The sequence below is a fragment of the Thermoanaerobacter sp. YS13 genome, from assembly GCF_000806225.2.
Taxonomy (GTDB): domain Bacteria; phylum Bacillota; class Thermoanaerobacteria; order Thermoanaerobacterales; family Thermoanaerobacteraceae; genus Thermoanaerobacter; species Thermoanaerobacter uzonensis.
This window is the reverse complement of sequence record NZ_JOOI01000002.1, coordinates 357,501-376,430: the sequence shown is the minus strand read 5'-3', so window position 1 is coordinate 376,430 and position 18,930 is coordinate 357,501. Positions and strand designations below refer to the sequence as shown.

The following is an 18,930-nucleotide window of genomic DNA, read 5'->3' as shown; positions in this document are numbered from 1 at the left end:
GGAGTGTATTAAGTGATAAAATTAAAGAGATTATCAGATAAGCCAGTATTGATGCCAAAAGCAGAAAATGAATGGGAAAGAGCAGCAGTTTTTAATACTGCAGCAATTTATGACAATGGACTGTTTCACTTGATTTATAGGGCTACTGACATTGGACCTCACGCCAAATATGGGAAATATACTTCTCGCCTGGGGTATGCAGTCAGCAAAGACGGGATTAATTTTATGAGATTAGACAAACCAGTGATGAGCAATGAGACAGAACAAGAGCTCAGAGGATTAGAAGACCCAAGGATAGTCAAAATTGACGGCATTTATTATATGATGTACACAGGTTTTGGGGACAGGTTTCATGATGACTATAGGATTTGTTTGGCTACCTCCAAAAACCTTATAGATTGGGAGAGAAAAGGAGTAGTTTTAGATGAACCTAATAAAGACGCCTCTTTATTTCCTGAAAAAATCAATGGAAAGTATGTGATGCTTCATAGAAGGTATCCAGATATATGGATTGCCTTTTCAGAAGATTTAAAAAATTGGTATGACCATAAACCTATCATTAAGCCAATTCCTGGAACGTGGGAAAGTGCGAGAGTCGGAATTGGAGGGCCGCCTATTAGGACAAAAGATGGTTGGTTTTTGATATACCATGCAGCTGATGACAATAATGTATATAGATTGGGCGCAGTCCTTTTAGATTTAGAAGATCCGTCAAAGATTATTGCAAGGCAAAAAGAACCTATCTTAGAGCCAGAACTACAGTGGGAAAAAGAAGGATACATTCCTAATGTTGTATTTAGTTGTGGTAATGCAGTAAAAGATGATACTATTTACGTTTATTATGGAGGCGCGGATACTGTTATAGGCGTGGCGATATTAGAGATGAAAGATATCAAATTTTAGCAGGCTTTTAAAAGGCCTGTTTTTTATTTACAGAAAAGTACTTGACATGCCAAAAAGGATTAATTATAATACTTATTAGCAGCCGAATTTTAAGAGTGCTAATATATTTCTACTCTTCTTAGTTCTTATTATTCTTATAAATTATATCACTTGTATCACGCCCTTCGTTTGTTTTTAAGTTTAATTTTTGAAAAACTTCATAAAGGAGGGGTCTTTAATGAAGGCGTTGTTATTGGCAGGAGGTTTGGGAACAAGGCTAAGACCTCTTACAGATGACCTGCCAAAACCAATGGTTCCTATCATGGGAAGACCTCTTTTAGAAAGGATTATTTTAAACCTTAAAAAAAGTGGAATAAATGAAGTTGTAATAAGTACTTATTATAAGTCTCAGTACATTGAAGATTACTTCAAGCCAGAAGAGGACTACTTAGGTGTAAAAATACACTACATTACAGAAGAATCTCCTTTGGGAACTGGTGGGGCAATAAAAAACGCCGAAAAATTTTTTGATGATACTTTCCTCATTTTAAACTCTGATATTGTCAGTGATATTGACTATGCAGATTTGATAAAATACCACAATAGAAGAAGAGCTCAAGTAACTATTGCATCTATTGAAGTAAGAGATACTTCTCAGTACGGAGTTATAGAATTTGATGAAAAAGGCTTTATAACTGCTTTCAAAGAAAAGCCCAAACCAGGCGAAAGCAATTCTAAATATATTAACGCAGGAGTATATGTATTTGAACCTGAGGTGCTAAAAGAAATTCCTGAAAATACAGTGGTATCTGTAGAAAGAGAGACATATCCCAAACTTTTGGAAAAAGAGTATAGAATGGCTATTTATAAATTTAACGGCTACTGGATAGATATAGGTACAATAGATAAATACAAAAAAGTTCATGAGGACATTTTAAAAGGAAAATCAAGATTTGTAAGTACTACTTCCTCAAGAGGTATAATTTTAGGAGACAATGTTAAAATTCATCCTACCGCAAAAGTGATAGGACCTGCTTATATTGGAAATAATACTGAAATTGATGCCTATGCTACAGTTGGTCCGTATACAGTAATTGGGAATAACTGTCGAATAGGTCAAGAGAGCAAAGTATCCCAAAGTGTATTGTGGGATAATGTAAAAGTGCGCAGGTTTGCAAGATTAGAGAATGCAGTTGTCACTTCAGAATGTATAGTAGAGGTGAATATGGAAGTTAAAAATACAGTGTTTACAGCTAATAGATTGGCAAGTACTACGTTGACAACTTAATACTAAACAAACTAAGAAGGGGGCGTGATATGATGAGCGTATTGGGGAGAAATGTAGCATTTTTGAGCACTTATCCACCAAGAGAATGTGGCATTGCTACTTTTACTCAAGATCTAGTTAATGAAATAAAAAAGATAAAACTTATTAATTTTGCAGGAGTAATTGCAATAAACGATAATAAAACTTACGAATATGACAGCGATGTTAAATATCAGTTACAACAATTTGTAAGAGAAGATTATGTAAAATTAGCCCATGAATTAAATGTATTTGACATAGATTTGCTCATTATAGAACATGAATACGGAATATTTGGAGGAGAAAGTGGAGAATACTTATTAGATTTGGTAGACAATTTAAATATACCCTTTGTTTTGACAGTCCACACAGTATTATCAAATCCAAATGAAAAACAACTTATGATACTTAAAGAATTAGGGGAAAAAAGCGTTAGAGTAGTGACAATGGCGAAAAATACTATACCACTTCTTGAAAAGATATATCACATACCTTCTAATAAAATCACTGTCATTCCTCACGGCGTGCCCAATTTTCCAGTATTACCCAAAGAAACATTGAAAGAAAGATATGGGTTTAAAGGCAGAAGAATAATAAGCACTTTTGGCCTTATAAACCCTGGTAAAGGGATAGAATACGGCATAGAAGCAATAAGCATTGTGGCCGAGAAATACAAAGATGTATTATACCTAATTTTAGGGCAAACCCATCCAAATATAAAAAGGGAATTTGGGGAAGAGTATAGGGAGAAACTTCAAAAACTAGTCCATGACCTTGGAGTAGAAGACAATGTAAAATTTGTGGACAAATATCTTACAAAAAGAGAAATTATAGAGTATTTAAAGATGTCAGACATATACATGACACCCTATTTAAATAAAGAACAAGCGGTAAGTGGAACTTTGGCATATGCAGCAGGTTTAGGGAAAGTGATTATTTCTACTCCCTATATGTATGCTGAAGAAATTTTAGGAGAAGGAAGAGGATTGCTTGCTAATTTCCGTGATGCAAAGTCTTTGGCTAAACATATTGAGTATATATTTGAAAACCCTGAGAAAAGGCTGCAGATAGAATCAGAAATTAAAAAATTAGGGAATACAATGATGTGGAATAACGTTGCTTACAGATATGTCATAATGATTTTGTCTGTATTGGACATTAAATCAAGGGAGGAAGTTGTGGAAGTTGTGATATAGAGGAAGGGGGAATTAAAATAATGAAACTAGCAACTAAGTTTCAGCATCTTTTCAAGCTAACGGACGATACAGGCATTTTACAGCATTCCCTTTACTCTATTCCTGATTTGACAAAAGGTTACACTACTGATGACAATTCAAGGGCTCTCATTGCTGCTTCAATGCTATATGAAGTTTACAAAGATGAAAAATACCTTGATCTTTTAAAGAGATACCTTTCTTTCTTGATTTATGCCCAAAACGGCAAAGGATATTTTAGAAATTTTATGAACTACAATAGAGAATTTATTGAAGAAGTTGGCTCAGAAGATTGTTTTGGCAGAACTTTATGGGCATTAGGATATTTATTAAATACTAATTTGTCTAATGGTTATCAAAGTGTTGCTGTGACATTAATCAAAAAAGCTTTGCCCAATGTAGCAAATTTAAATTCTCTTCGCGGTAATGCTTATTCGTTAATAGGATTAAGCCTTTTATGTACTTCTGATGTTACTGAATTTTACAAAGAGAAGGTAAAAATTTTGATAACTTCTATTTCAAAAAAAATAGTTCAAATATATAGGGAAAACAAAGAGGGAGAGTGGAAATGGTTTGAAAATATAATGACTTACAGCAATGCTGTACTTCCTTGGGCTCTTCTTAGGTCATACACTATTACAAAAGATGAAGAAGTCTTAGATGTTGCAAAAGAAAGCATGGAATTTTTAGAAAAAGTAACTTTTAGAAATGGGTATTTTAAGCCGATAGGTTGTAAAGGTTGGTACAAAAAAGGAGATGAAAAACCTGCAGAATTTGATGAACAACCAGTAGAGGCTTGTGAGACTGCTCTTATGTACACAGAAGCTTATAAAATTTTTAAAGAAAAAAAGTACAGAGAAAAAGCTGTAAAATGTTACAAATGGTTTTTGGGAGAAAATTCAAAGAATGAAAGCTTAATAGATGAGGAAACAGGGGGTTGTTACGACGGTATAACTAAAGAGGGAGTAAATTTAAATGAAGGAGCAGAAAGTATAGTTTCACTCATTATAACTGATATGATAGTGAATCACACAGGGAGTGTATTTAAATAGTTTTCCTTTTTCTTTCAAAAATTTTTATAAAAATTGAAAAGGGTGATGCCATATGAAAATTGGTGTGCTTTATGCAACCTATTTAATTGATTTTTATAAAACTTTTAAGTTATACTATTTATGATAAGGTAAACCTCTTTGCTTTTTTAATTTTAATCATGAGGTTACCTTATCTTCTTTTATAATTAAAAATTGGAGGGTTAACTATGGATTTTAATGGGAAAGTAGTAATAGTGACAGGAGGAGGACAAGGAATAGGGCGGTGTATTGCGCGAACTTTTGCTGAAAAAGGAGCAAAAGTAGTTATAGCTGATATTGACGATGAAGCTGGCATAGAAAATGAAGAATATATAAAATCTAAAGGTGGAGACTCACTTTTTGTACATACAGATGTTTCTTTAGAGGAAGATGTTAAAAACATGGTAGATAAGACGATAAAAGCATACGGCAAGATCGATATTTTGATAAACAATGCAGGTATTGGAGCAGGAGGGACGATTTACACAAGGCCCATGGAGGAATGGGATAGAGTCATAAATGTGAACTTAAGAGGAACATATATGTGTTCAAAATATGTTGCTCCTCACATGAGAGACAATGGCGGAGGAGTCATAATAAATATAGCGTCTACAAGGGCATTTATGTCTGAACCTCATACAGAACCTTATTCTGCTTCAAAAGGTGGTATTATAGCCTTAACCCACTCTCTTGCAATAAGTTTAAGTTATGATAAAATAAGGGTGAATTCTATAAGTCCCGGATGGATAGAAGTGTCTGAATGGAAGAAAAGTAGAGAAGCTAAAAAGCCCCAATTGACAGAAGAGGACCATTTGCAGCATCCTGCAGGACGGGTAGGTAAGCCAGAGGACGTAGCAAATGCATGTTTATTTTTATGTTCGGAAGAAGCTTCTTTTATTACAGGAGCGAATCTCATTGTGGATGGCGGAATGACAGTTAAAATGATATATGTTTAATTTCTTAAAAAGGGAATGAAGGAGAATGAATAAGACAAAAGAAAAGATTTTTAAAGCGGCGATAAAGACCTTTTCAAAAAGTGGATTTTACAAAACCACAATGGAAGAAATAGCGGAAAATGCTGGAGTAGCAAAAGGGACCTTGTATTATCATTTTAAAAGCAAAGATGACATATTGGAGTTTTTAATTGATGAAGGTATAAAGATTTTGAAACAAGAGGCAATAGAAGAGATAGGCAAGCTAAATAATGCTGTAGAAAAACTACGGAAAATCATCTTTGTACAGAAATCACGACTTTATAATAGTTTTGCTAAGCCAAATATGGGGTCATGGGGAAGTTCCTCGCAAATTCAGGGAGAAATTGTATACTTATCTTGAGCTAATAGAAAATATTATTAGAGAAGGCAAGGAACAAAAACTCATTGCTGATTGCGATGAAAAGATAGTAGCAGCAGCTTTTTTTGGCATGATAAGTTCAATTTTGGCTTTGAAAGTAGTAGAAGATAGTGACGAGAAATTTAATCCACAAGATATAACAGATAGTGTATTTAATTTTGCATTAAAAGGGCTTCAACTTTAAGGATAATATACACCTCAAAGGAGGTGTTTTTTATTTTTAAAATCAAAGGTACTTTTTTATTGACACATTGAGAAGAGGAGAATATAATAATAACTGTACTGACTGGTCAGTCTAAAAATCGATGAAAGGAGGAGAAACATTGAAAGCATTTAAAGTTGCAGCAAAAGAAATAGAAAAAATAATTAAAAGCAGGTTTATAAGGGTTGCAGTTATTGTTGTTGCCTTTATGCCTTTACTTTACAGCTTTCTATACTTATACGCTTTTTGGGACCCTTATTCTAAGTTAGATAAACTCCCTGTTGCAGTTGTCAATGAAGACAAAGGGGGAATATACGATGGCAAACAAGAGAAATTTGGAAATGAAGTTGTACAAAAGTTAAAAGACAACAAAGAATTTAAATGGGATTTTGTGGATTATAAGGATGCTCTTGATGGACTAAAAGGAAGTAAATATTATTTTATTATTAGAATTCCACAGGATTTTACGCAAAATCTTATAAGTGTTGATTCTCCTACTCCGAAAAAAGCTTCTATTGAGTATATAACCAATGATAAGAAAAATTTCCTTGCAACACAAATTGGCAATAAAGCTATAGAAAGTTTACAAACCCAAATAGCAAATTCTATAAGAAAAGGGTATATTGACTCTATTTTTAAAAGTGTTGATGAATTAGGCAGTGGTTTAAAAGAAGCCTCAGAGGCAGAGAATAAACTCGCAACAGGTACCTTAGAGTTGTATAATGGTGCACAAAAATTAAATAGTAGCATAAATACAGCTTTAGATGGAAGCAAACAAATAAAAGATGGTGCTTTAAGCTTAAATAATGGTATCAGTCAAGCGTTAAATGGTTCAGAAGCTTTATACAATGGAGCAAATCTCCTTTCTCAAAAATTTTCTGATGCAAGCAATACAGGAGCCTTATTAAATGGAATGAATTCATTACAAAATGGAATAACAGGAATTAATCAAGGATTAAATGATGCTTCTAATAGTGTCATTAAACTAAAAGATGGAATCAATTCTCTTGTCAATGGATACAATCAAGTAGGGCAAAATGTTTCTTCTTTTGCTGGTAGTGTTTCGCAACTTAAAAGTGGCTTGGGCCAAATTTCTACAGCTTTAGATAGTGCGCAGGTTGCTTTGAAAGATTATATTGCAAAACATCCTGAAGCAAGTAGTGACCCTGAACTACAAAAAGCACTTGCTATAATCGCACAAGCTAATACAGGGATTAATAGCATGAATCAAAACTTAAATAGCGGTTTGACCCAAGTTCAGCAATTAAACACTGTTCTCGCACAATTGCAGCAGGTTTCCAATACAATTAATAATGGTATGGATTCTTTAGCATCAGGTCTTTCATATATGTCTCAAGCGTCAAGCCAGCTTGTAGACGGTTCAAATAAATTGTATAGTGGCGTAGCACAGCTTAGTGAAGGCATAAATACAGCAGGAGAAAAATTAAAAGAAATTTCAAATGGCTTATACAGTCTCAATAATGGGATAAAAAGTTTAAGTGATGGATCCTCAAAATTATATAATGGTGCTAATTCTCTATATAATGGTATGGCGCTTCTTAAAGATGGAACTAGGCAATTTGCAGATGGAGCAAAAAGTTTATATGATAATCAGAGGCTTTTGGTACAAAAATTAAGTGATGCAGCTGAGAAAATAGATTCATCAGGAATTACAACGGCTAAAAAGGATATGATTAATGAACCTATAATACTTGATACTAGAAGGCTTTATCCTGTTAAAAATTATGGAATCGGTTTTGCACCATATTTTATACCTCTATCCTTGTGGGTAGGCTCATTAATACTTTTCTTCTTGATAGATATTTTTGATAAAGAAAAATACGAAGGAATGAACAATGTCTCTATACAATTAGGAAAATTTATGTCTTTAGCATTAGTAGGCATATTACAATCTGTGGTATCAAGTTTTGTGCTTGTAGAAGGACTAAAATTAGAGGTGCATAATTTATTCTACTATTACCTGATAAATGCTATGATGTCTATTACCTTTATCGCTATAATTCAGCTTTTTGTAATGCTCTTTGGCATTGCAGGTAAATTCTTTGCAGTAGTATTATTAATGCTTCAACTTACCTCCTCAGGAGGAACTTTCCCAATGGAACTTTTACCTAAGTTTTTCAACGTAATAAATCCCTATCTGCCTATGACTTATGGAGTTGCAGGTCTTAGGGAAGCAATATCTGGGAACAATATTAGCGCAATACTGCACAATATTTCTATAATTGCAGTATTTGGAGCGCTGTTCTTACTGTTTACAATACTTTTAGCAGAAAAAGCAGATAAAATGGAGATAACACAAAGGTTAAAGCAGATATGAATTTTCAAAGAGGGATGCTTAAATGCATCTTTTTCTTTTTTTGCAAGGTATTGACAAAATGTATGAGGTTGGCTATAATAACAATTAAGATAGCGAAAACGATTGCGCAAAAATTTGCACAAGGAAATGTGTACATAAACACATTTATCTTTTTACAATTTATGAAAGCGACTGCCCCAAAGAAATGGAGGTGGGATTTAAAATTAGTTTTTTAAAAAATATTTAAGAAAATATATAATGAAAAGGGGGATTATAGGTGTTTAAAAGAAGAGCTTTAGGATTTTTGCTGGCTTTTCTTTTAGTTTTTACAGCAGTATTTGGCTCAATGCCTATGGAATTTGCAAAGGCTGAGACAGATACAGCGCCAGCAACTGCTGTTGTTGCAGGCAATTTTCAGTCAAAACTTGGGGATACCGACTGGAAGGGCGACAGCAACATAACAGTAATGACATATAAAGGCAATGGTTTTTATGAATACACAACACAGAACGTATTACCTGCAGGAGATTATGAGTATAAAATAGTTTTGAATGGGAGTCAGTGGATACCAGATGGTTTTGGAAATAATTTAAAATTTCATCTTGATAAAGACGCCGTAATGACTTTTTATTACAATTACCATACTTCAAGTGTTACTGATTCCACAAAATATACATCAATTGCTGAAGAAAAACTTCCGAGAATTGTGGGCACTATACAATTAGCAATAGGAGCAGGTAATAACTGGGACCCTGCCTCATCTACTGCTATAATGAGGGATTATAAATTTAACAATGTTTACGAATACACTGCAAACGTTCCAAAAGGGAATTATGAGTTTAAAGTGACTTTAGGGCCCTCATGGGATATAAATTATGGCTTAAATGGTGAACAAAATGGGCCAAATATTCCTTTGAATGTGGTCTATGATACTAAGATTACATTTTACTATGATTCGGTTTCACATAATATATGGACAGATTATAATCCACCTCTTACAGGACCTGATAATAACATATATTATGACGATTTAAGACATGACACCCATAACCCATTCTTCCGCTCGCCTTTCGGTGCAATAAAAACGGGAGATATTGTGACATTAAGAATACAAGCAAAAAATCACGACCTTGAGTCAGCTAAAATTTCCTATTGGGATGATATTAAGAAAACAAGAATAGAAGTCCCTATGTACAGAATTGGTCAAAGTCCTGACGGGAAATATGAATACTGGGAAGTTAAGTTAAGCTTTGACCATCCCACAAGAATTTGGTATTACTTTATACTTAAAGACGGAACCAAAACTGCTTATTACGGAGATAACGATGAACAATTAGGTGGCGTAGGTAAAGCCACAGATACAGTAAATAAGGACTTTGAACTTACTGTCTACGACAAAAACTTAGACACCCCTGATTGGATGAAAGGGTCAGTAATGTATCAAATATTCCCTGATAGGTTCTTTAATGGGGATTCTTCAAATGACCATCTAAAGAAATACAGCAGAGGTTTTGATCCTGTTGAATATCATGATAGCTGGTACGACCTTCCGGATAATCCGAATGATAAAGATAAACCAGGATATACAGGGGATGGCATATGGTCAAATGACTTCTTTGGCGGTGATTTACAAGGTATAGATGATAAATTGGATTATTTAAAAAGCCTTGGAATATCAGTTATTTATCTCAATCCAATTTTTCAATCACCTTCTAATCACAGGTATGATACAACCGATTACACAAAAATAGACGAACTATTAGGAGATTTATCTACCTTTAAGAAACTCATGGCGGATGCCCATGCAAAAGGAATTAAAGTAATACTTGATGGCGTCTTCAATCATACAAGTGATGACAGTATTTATTTTGATAGGTATGGTAAATACACAAACACGGGAGTTTTAGGTGCTTATCAAGCATGGAAGCAGGGAAATCAGTCAAAGTCTCCATTTGGTGACTGGTATGAGATAAAGCCTGACGGTACCTATGAAGGATGGTGGGGATTTGACAGTTTACCTGTGATAAGGCAGATAAACGGCAGTGAATATAATGTCAAAAGTTGGGCGGATTTTATTATAAATAATCCTAATGCAATATCTAAGTATTGGTTAAATCCTGATGGGGACAAAAATGCAGGTGCAGATGGTTGGAGATTGGATGTTGCGAATGAAGTTGCTCATGATTTTTGGATTCATTTTAGAGATGCAATTAATACTGTAAAGCCGAATGCTCCGATGGTTGCCGAACTTTGGGGAGATGCTTCATTAGATTTGCTTGGAGACTCTTTTAACTCTGTTATGAATTATCTCTTTAGAAATGCAGTAATTGACTTTATATTGGATAAATCATTTGATGACGGAAATGCAGTTCATAATCCTATAGATGCAGCAAAACTTGCCCAAAGGCTTATGAGCATATATGAAAGATATCCTCTGCCAGTGTTTTATTCTACTATGAATCTTTTAGGTTCTCATGACACCATGAGGGTATTGACAGTATTTGGATACAACTCTGCCGATAACAGTCAAAATTCTCAGGAAGCAAAAGACCTTGCGGTCAAAAGACTTAAACTTGCTGCAATACTGCAAATAGGTTATCCAGGCATGCCTTCTATTTATTACGGAGATGAAGCAGGACAATCTGGCGGAAAAGACCCGGACGACAGAAGGACATTCCCTTGGGGAAGAGAAGATACTGATTTGCAGGATTTCTTTAAAAAAATTGTAAATATAAGAAATGACAATCAAGTTTTAAAAACAGGAGACCTTGAAACACTCTATGCAAATGATGATGTTTATGCTTTTGGAAGAAGAATCATAAATGGAAAAGATGCTTTTGGAAAATCTTATCCTGACAGTGTGGCTATTGTTGTAATAAATAAAGGTGACGCAAAACAGGTTTCAATAGATACCACTAAGTTTATAAGAGACGGTGTAGCATTTACTGATGCTTTGACTGGTAATAAATACACTATTCATGATGGACACGTAGTTGTAAATGTAGAAAAAATGAGTGGAGCGATACTTATATCAGATGAAGGACAGAATTTGACAGCACCAGATCCAATAAAAGACCTTAGTGTAGTTTCAGGCAATGGTAAAGTAGACCTATCCTGGGGCAGTGTAGATAAAGCAGTCAGCTATAATATTTACCGTTCTACAGTTAAAGGTGGGTTATATGAAAAAATAGCTTCAAATGTTACGCAAACCACCTATACTGATACAGAGGTTACCAATGGTCTAAAGTATGTGTATGCTGTAACCGCTGTAGATAGGGATGGAAATGAGAGTGCTTTAAGCAATGAAGTTGAGGCATATCCAGCATTTTCCATTGGATGGGCGGGAAATATGAATCAAGTCGGTACACATGTAATAAGTGTAAATAATCCAGTTGAAGTGTATGCTGAAGTGTGGGCAGATGGGCTTACAAATAAACCTGGCCAAGGAGAAAATATGATTGCGCAGTTAGGATATAGGTATATTGAAGATACTGTGGGAGATGCAGTTTACAATGCCGTATACAATAAGGTGGAAGGTGTTGAAGTAAATAAGGACTGGACGTGGGTTGATGCACAATATGTAGGGGATTCTGGGAATAATGATAAATACATGGCTAAATTTGTACCTGATATGGTAGGCACATGGGAATATATTATGAGATTTTCTTCTAACCAAGGCCATGATTGGACGTATACAAAAGGACCAGATGGAAAAACAGATGAAGCAAAACAGTTTATTGTTGTGCCATCAAATGATGTAGAAATACCTACAGCTCCAGTCTTACAACAACCAGGAATTGAATCCTCAAGAGTTACACTTAACTGGAGTCCGTCAGCTGATGATGTTGCTATTTTCAGCTACGAAATCTATAAGTCTTCAAGTGAGACAGGACCATTTATAAAGATTGCAACTGTGTCTGACAGTGTGTATAACTACGTAGATACAGATGTAGTAAATGGCAATGTGTATTATTATAAAGTTGTGGCAGTTGATACCTCCTATAATAGGACAGCATCAAATACAGTAAAAGCGACACCTGATATAATACCTATAAAAGTGACATTTAATGTGACAGTACCAGATTATACTCCTGATGATGGTGTAAATATTGCTGGAAACTTCCCGGATGCTTTCTGGAATCCAAGTGCTCAGCAAATGACAAAGACAGGATCTAGCACATACAGCATTACCTTAATTTTGAATGAAGGTACACAAATTGAATATAAATATGTGAGAGGAAGTTGGGATAAAGTAGAAAAAGGTGAGTACGGCAATGAGATTGACAACAGAAAAATAACTGTTGTCAATCAGGGTTCAAATACAATGGTGGTAAATGATACAGTGCAAAGATGGAGAGATGTGCCAATATATATCTATTCTCCAAAAGACAAGACTATTGTTGATGCAAATACTAGTGAAATAGAGATTAAAGGCAATACTTACAAAGGTGCGAAAGTAACTATAAATGATGAATCTTTTGTGCAACAAGAAAATGGAGTATTTACAAAAGTAGTTCCCTTGGAATATGGTGTAAATACTATCAAAATACATGTAGAGCCAAGTGGGGACAAGAATAATGAGCTTACAAAAGATATAACAATAACTGTTACAAGAGAAAAATCCATACCGGGGAAAGAACCAACTCCTACGCCAGGGTTAGAGTCAACAACGAAACCATCTCAGGAAGTATCACAAGGCAAAATAGTTGTAGAAAATAACACAACAACACTTACAATAGACGAAAACAAAATAGCAAAAGACATAAAAGACACATCAAAGAAAGAAGTACAATTTGACTTAACAAATATAGGAACTACACCTCAAAAAGCATTAGAAATACCTGTAACTGTATTTAATTTAATAGCAGAGAACAACAAAAACGTAGTAGTAAAATCAGACGAAGTAGCTCTTCAATTTGATGCAAAAACTTTAGCAGTATCACAAGAAGCAATTGACCTCATAAGCAAAGCAGGAACAATAAAACTTAACATACACAACAAAGGCAAAATAACTGCATCATCTTTCGAGCCGGTAACAAGCGCCTATGACATAACAATAAAAGCAGGAGACAAAGACATAAAAATATGGTCACCAGTAAAAATGACATTTAACATAAAAGGTGGAAAAGACATAAGAAAAATAGGAGTATACTACTTAAACGAGAAGACAAATCAATGGGAATACGTAGGAGGAAGAATTGACAAAAAGACAAACACAATAACCTTTGAAGCCAAACACTTCTCAACATATGGAGTCTTTGAATACAACAAAGAATTCAAAGACGTAACAAAAGACAATTGGGCATATGACGTAGTAAATGTACTTGCATCAAGGCATATAATAAAAGGGATAGACAGTGAAACATTTTTACCGAACGCCAAAATAACGAGAGCAGAATTTGCAGCATTAATGATAAGGGCATTAGGGATAGAAGAAGAGCCATACAAAGGAGAATTCAATGACGTAAAAGAAGGAGTATGGTATGCAAACGCGATAGAAGCAGCATATAAAGAAGGGATAATGTTAGGAGACGGCAAGAATATGAGGCCGGATGACCCAATAACAAGAGAAGAGATGACAGCAGTAATAATGAGGGTATACGGAAAGCTTGCAGAGTACAAAGAGGACAGCATAGGCAATACCACTTTCAGTGATAACAACAAGATAAGCGAATGGGCAAAGAATGTAGTAGCGAATGCAGTAAAACTTGGAATAGTAAGAGGATATGAAGATAACACTTTCAAGCCAAAAGACAACGCTACAAGAGCAGAGGCAGCAGCTATGCTTTACAGAATTTTAGAGAAAACAGGAAATATATAAAATGGAGATGCGCCCTAACGGGCGCTTTTTTTGTTAGTCATTTTTCATCCATGTGCGGCAGAAGGTACACACGGGAGAAACAGAAGGAAAACCACATACCTCACAATTTATTTTTGGTGGACGGGCAGAAGTACCAGCAAATAGATGGGCATATTTTGTGTAGTTTTTATAAAAAGACCTTTTAATTCCTGGGGAATTTTCCTCTAACATATCTAAGGCTTCTTGATATCTTATATATTTTGCTTCTCTTGAATAAGGACATACTGCGGTTACAGGCTTTATATTGTGAAGTTTTGCAAAAGCAATTATCTCTTCTTCTGCTTGGAAAGCGAGAGGTTTAATTTTTCGAGAAAATCCCGGTTCTTCAGGGAGTACAGGAATTCCCTTTGATAAATGATGAAGGTCCCATCGGAATAGATTTGCTAAAAGCAACTTAGCCATATCGTCTAATGTATGACCTGTTGCTAGTGCATCAGCTTTTACAGATAAAGTGTATTCATTCATAAGATGCCTTTTAGTAACTCCACATAGAGCACATATTCTGTCTTGGTGTTTAGCTACATCTGGGATACCTTTTCCAAATTTTTCTTTTAAGCTTACTATTTCTAGAGGAATATCATTTTCTTTGCAAAAGTTTTCCACAACTTCTCTAGATCGAGAAGAGAAGTTGTTTTCTTCTATTCCTAGATCTATAAAAAAGCCCAGCACTTCATAACCTAATCTTTTTAAGACAAAAGTAGTGACTAAGGAATCTTTTCCCCCTGAGATTGCAACAACTACGCGCCCTTTCGGAGGCAGCATTTTATATTTTTCAATAGTTTTGGCAACTTGTCTCATAAAAAAAGCATCCAAATGTTCTTCGCAAAAGGCGGAATTATGAGCGGGGAATTTTACAATTGCTGGTTTACGGCACACAGTACATTTCAATGGCATAACCTGGTTACCCAAACTGTACAAAAATGTACAGTTTAGATAGCTGGGGTATTTGTAGTCCGCCCTTCAGACTTTCCCCAGCCCCAGCAGGCGGTATTTGGGAAAGCCATAGCCCCTGCCCCAAGAAACAGGAACTCACGCCCTTATCCGGGTCTCCCCACTTACCCTGAATTAGTAATTCCTTCAGGGTAGAGAAGTCTCTTGGCACCTTCTCAGGAGAGAGTGGCGTTACCACCGCTACCTTGAGAACTCGCCAGAAATCATAGGCACTAAAACTTGTTCCATCCAGAGGTTCTAGCACCCTTCCTGGCTCACTCTCAAGGCTTTGTAAAAATTTTATTGCTCTATTTATTTCCTTTATGTGCTTTTTCTTTATATGCTTGTTTCTGACTGTTTTCTTTACCTGCTCTTTTAATTCTTCTAATTCATTTACAGTTAATGTATTGAGAAACTTTATATAATTGTCTGGTATCTTTTCTTGCAGTCCTAATCCCCTTTTTGCTATTACATAGGCTGCTGCTATATCTTTTGTTATCATATACTGTGGTGCATATTTTAACATGCCTATTATTGATGTGTAAGAAGGGTCTACCTCTATTACTTCTATCCCTTCTCTTTTTGCTAGTGTTTTTATTTTTGAAAGAAGTGATTTATAGCTAAAATTATGTCTTATCCTTCTTGATTTTCTCCCTGAAAAGTCTCCTCTTTTGCCTTTTTCTTTTATTTCTAATTCTTCAATTACTATTGCTTTTCCTTTTTCTTTTGCTATTTTTACTATCTCATGAGCATATTTCCATCTGAAATATTCTCTTTTGTCTTTATTTCCACTTGCAAGCTCTGGCATTGGTATTTTATTATAGCTTATTAGATTGCCTTTTTCATCTGTTTCTGTCCATGATATGTTGTCTGGACATGCGTTTATGTCTATTCCTATGACTCCTTTTTCTTTTGTTATTTTTATTTCTGGATATTCTTCTTCTATAGCAAAATAGGCGTATATACTGCCATTTTTAAGTTTTAATTCTACAGAGTAGGGTATGCTTGATTGGGCAATTTCCTGAAGGAGTTCTTCTCTGCTTTTATTCTTTTTATATCCTGCCTCTATTCTGGCATATACATATTTTCTTTCCCTTACATTTATCCTTAAGAAAGTACCATTTTCTTTTACTTCTATTCTTGTGTTGAGATTTCCTTTTTTGCTTTTATCTCCTCTTGAATAAAGATTTCCTTTTCTCTTCTCCTGCCACCTAATTTTTAATTTTTGATATTCTTTCCCGTTTATATGGCGTTTTTGTAGTTTTTTAAACAAGTCTCTTCCTGCAAAAATGACTTTCTTTGGATTGTTGTCTAATTGTCTAGATGATTCTAATACACCTCTTGCTTTCATTATTGCATCATCTACATATCTTGAGTTTAAGTTAAAAATCCCTTGAAGGTCTCTTTTTAATGTGTTTCTATCATAACCTTCTAAGAGTCTCTTATATGCAAATCTCATGCATGATGACCATCTTCTCATTAAGTCTAATACTATTTGTTTGTCTTCTTGATTTAAAAAAATGAGTTTAGCCTGTATTACTATCATGTTTTTTGCCACCCTTCTACTTCCCAGTTTATTAACGTAATTCTGCTTATATCATGCAGCTCTTTAACCTTTTTTATAGGTAATAACATTCATTATCACCTAATTAAAATTATATCATTTTTTACTACTAATTTTAACTGTTTTGACCTCCTTTACTTAATAAATTGTATACTACAATTAAAGCTATACCTTAAATTATAAAAAATTTAAAAAGAAATTGCAAAAACGCTAATTACTTCAACAAGTTTTCCTTAAAAAATTTCTAAAAAAATAGTATTATATAGTTGTGAGGAACTTAAGAGGGAGTGAAAAATTTTGAAAGTGATAGAAGCAAAGAAAATTATAGAAATAGTAAAATTGCTTTGTATTGAAGCTAATTATGAATTACCTCGAGATATATTTAAAAGTTTAAAAGAAAGAATAAAAGAGGAAACAAGTCCATTGGGTAGAGAAATTTTAAAAGATATAATTGCAAATGCTGAAATAGCGAAAACGCAAAGAATGCCTATATGTCAAGATACAGGAATAGTGGTAGTTTTTGTAGATATAGGACAAGAAGTACATATAGTTAATGGCAGTTTAGAAGAAGCGATAAATGAAGGTGTAAGACTGGGGTATGAAGAGGGGTATTTGAGAAAATCTGTTGTAAAAAGCCCTATTTTGCGAATAAATACTGGTGACAACACTCCTGCGATAATACATTATCATATCTGTGAAGGGAATAGACTTTCAATAACTGTAATGCCTAAAGGTGCAGGAAGTGAAAATATGAGTGCTTTAAAAATGCTAAAACCTTCTGACGGAGTAGAAGGGATTAAAAATTTTGTTATTGAAACAGTTGAAAAAGCAGGTCCTAATGCTTGCCCTCCCTCGATCGTGGGAATAGGAATTGGAGGGGATTTTGAACTTGCTCCTTATCTTGCTAAAAAGGCGTTATTGAGGAAAGTGGGAGAAAGAAATACTGACGAAGTGATAGCTCAATTAGAAGAAGAATTACTGCAAGAAATAAATACATTAGGTGTTGGTCCGCAAGGGTTGGGAGGAAGTACTACTGCTCTTGATGTTCATATTGAAACTTATCCTACCCATATAGCTTCTCTTCCTGTAGCTGTCAATTTAGGATGCCATGTTACAAGACATGCTACTTTTGTATTATAATATTGTTGGGAGGAAAAATGATGTACAAGAAAGTAACTACTCCTTTAGATGATGGAATAGTAAACCAGCTTAAAGCAGGGGACTTAATTTTGCTATCAGGAGAAATTTATACAGCGAGAGATGAAGCTCACAAGAGAATGATAGAATCATTAAATAGAGGAGAAAAATTACCTTTCGAAATAAGAAATAGTGTAATTTATTATGTAGGTCCTTGTCCTCCTAAACCGGGACAAGTTGTAGGAAGTTGTGGGCCTACTACAAGCGGAAGAATGGATAAATACACACCGGTATTAATTGAATTAGGATTAAAAGGCATGATAGGAAAGGGATATAGGAGTAAAGAAGTTATAGAAGCTATGAAAAAGTATAAAGCAGTCTATTTCACTGCTATAGGAGGAGCAGGAGCACTACTGGCACAAAAAGTAAAAAAAGCAGAAATAGTAGCTTATGAAGATTTAGGTACAGAGGCTATCTATAAATTTTTAGTTGAGGATTTTCCTGTTATTGTTACTATAGATATCTATGGCAATAATTTGTATGAGATTGAGAAAGAAAAATATAAGACTAATTTAAAAAGGTGAGACAAAAATGGCGCTTCTACCCTTAAAAGAACTATATTTAGAGTGTTTACATTGTACAAAATGTGACCTTAGTAAGACGAAAACTAATATGGTTTTTGGAGAAGGAAATTTAAAAGCAAAAGTTATGTTTGTTGGAGAAGGACCAGGAAGAGACGAGGATTTGCAAGGGAGACCTTTTGTAGGGAGAGCTGGTCAACTTCTCAACAAAATGCTTGAAGAGGTTGGATTAAAAAGAGAAGAAGTTTATATTGCCAACATAGTAAAATGCAGGCCCCCAAATAATAGAGTGCCCTTACAGAGTGAAATTGACGCTTGTTTGCCTTATTTAAGAAATCAAGTTGCAATAATAGCTCCTAAAATAATAGTTTGTCTTGGAGCTACTGCAGCAAAGGCTATAATAGATAAAAACTTCAAAATAACAGCAATGAGAGGACAATGGCTTGAAAGAAAAGGCGTTAAAATAATAGCGACTTACCATCCAGCTGCAATTTTGAGAGACCCTGAAAAATTA

Annotated in this window: 11 protein-coding genes and 3 pseudogenes (1 of these 14 cut by a window edge); 11 read left to right on the top strand and 3 right to left on the bottom strand. The window is 34.6% G+C overall.

Annotation, left to right across the window (positions count from 1 at the left end):
- The first annotated feature begins 12 nt into the window (after positions 1-12).
- The 8 genes and pseudogenes from THYS13_RS09635 (at position 13) to THYS13_RS09595 (ending at position 14,165) form a co-directional block, all read left to right on the top strand.
- A complete protein-coding gene (locus THYS13_RS09635) occupies positions 13-903 on the top strand; it encodes a glycosidase (protein ID WP_003871340.1) in 891 nt (296 codons plus the stop codon).
- 217 nt (positions 904-1,120) lie between these two features.
- On the top strand, positions 1,121-2,170 hold the full coding sequence (locus THYS13_RS09630; protein WP_042834325.1) for an NDP-sugar synthase: 1,050 nt from the start codon (positions 1,121-1,123) through the stop codon (positions 2,168-2,170).
- Between the two features lie 29 nt (positions 2,171-2,199).
- Positions 2,200-3,384, top strand: coding sequence for a glycosyltransferase family 4 protein (locus THYS13_RS09625; protein WP_042834324.1), 1,185 nt, complete (start codon positions 2,200-2,202; stop codon positions 3,382-3,384).
- Between the two features lie 20 nt (positions 3,385-3,404).
- Positions 3,405-4,454, top strand: a complete 1,050-nt coding sequence (locus THYS13_RS09620; RefSeq protein ID WP_042834323.1) for a beta-L-arabinofuranosidase domain-containing protein — start codon at positions 3,405-3,407, stop codon at positions 4,452-4,454.
- A 206-nt stretch (positions 4,455-4,660) separates the two neighbouring features.
- The gene (locus THYS13_RS09615; protein ID WP_003871335.1) at positions 4,661-5,428 is read left to right on the top strand and encodes an SDR family oxidoreductase; all 768 of its coding nucleotides are present in this window, start codon (positions 4,661-4,663) and stop codon (positions 5,426-5,428) included.
- A gap of 25 nt (positions 5,429-5,453) precedes the next feature.
- Positions 5,454-6,009, top strand: a pseudogene (locus THYS13_RS14930) (TetR/AcrR family transcriptional regulator).
- Positions 6,010-6,148: 139 nt separating this feature from the next.
- The gene (locus THYS13_RS09605; protein WP_042834322.1) at positions 6,149-8,365 is read left to right on the top strand and encodes a YhgE/Pip domain-containing protein; all 2,217 of its coding nucleotides are present in this window, start codon (positions 6,149-6,151) and stop codon (positions 8,363-8,365) included.
- 256 nt (positions 8,366-8,621) lie between these two features.
- Complete coding sequence (locus THYS13_RS09595; RefSeq protein ID WP_042834320.1) at positions 8,622-14,165, top strand: alpha amylase N-terminal ig-like domain-containing protein; 5,544 nt, start codon at positions 8,622-8,624, stop codon at positions 14,163-14,165.
- Positions 14,166-14,198: 33 nt separating this feature from the next.
- Here the strand turns inward: THYS13_RS09595 and THYS13_RS09590 are convergent, their stop codons facing one another.
- The 3 genes and pseudogenes from THYS13_RS09590 to THYS13_RS14170 all read right to left on the bottom strand — a co-directional run.
- Complete coding sequence (locus THYS13_RS09590) at positions 14,199-15,092, bottom strand: ATP-binding protein (protein WP_042834771.1); 894 nt, start codon at positions 15,090-15,092, stop codon at positions 14,199-14,201.
- 154 nt (positions 15,093-15,246) lie between these two features.
- Positions 15,247-16,680, bottom strand: a pseudogene (locus tag THYS13_RS09585) (IS200/IS605 family accessory protein TnpB-related protein); the annotation flags it as partial.
- A gap of 11 nt (positions 16,681-16,691) precedes the next feature.
- Positions 16,692-16,769 (bottom strand): annotated as a pseudogene (locus THYS13_RS14170) (IS607 family transposase); the annotation flags it as partial.
- Between the two features lie 226 nt (positions 16,770-16,995).
- On the opposite strand from THYS13_RS14170, the gene THYS13_RS09580 reads away from it, so the two are divergent.
- The 3 genes in view from THYS13_RS09580 to THYS13_RS09570 are tightly spaced (at most 20 nt apart) and all read left to right on the top strand, a layout consistent with a single transcriptional unit that may run on beyond the window.
- Positions 16,996-17,838 (top strand): fumarate hydratase, encoded by an 843-nt coding sequence (locus tag THYS13_RS09580; RefSeq protein WP_042834319.1) that lies wholly within the window; start codon positions 16,996-16,998, stop codon positions 17,836-17,838.
- 20 nt (positions 17,839-17,858) lie between these two features.
- Entirely contained in the window at positions 17,859-18,419 is a 561-nt protein-coding gene (locus tag THYS13_RS09575) for a Fe-S-containing hydro-lyase (protein WP_029688080.1), read from the top strand.
- 7 nt (positions 18,420-18,426) lie between these two features.
- Positions 18,427-18,930 carry the 5' portion of a uracil-DNA glycosylase gene (locus THYS13_RS09570; RefSeq protein ID WP_029688079.1) on the top strand. 57 nt of this gene lie beyond the right edge of the window, so 504 of the gene's 561 nt are visible here — the first part of the coding sequence; its start codon is at positions 18,427-18,429; its stop codon lies off the right edge, out of view.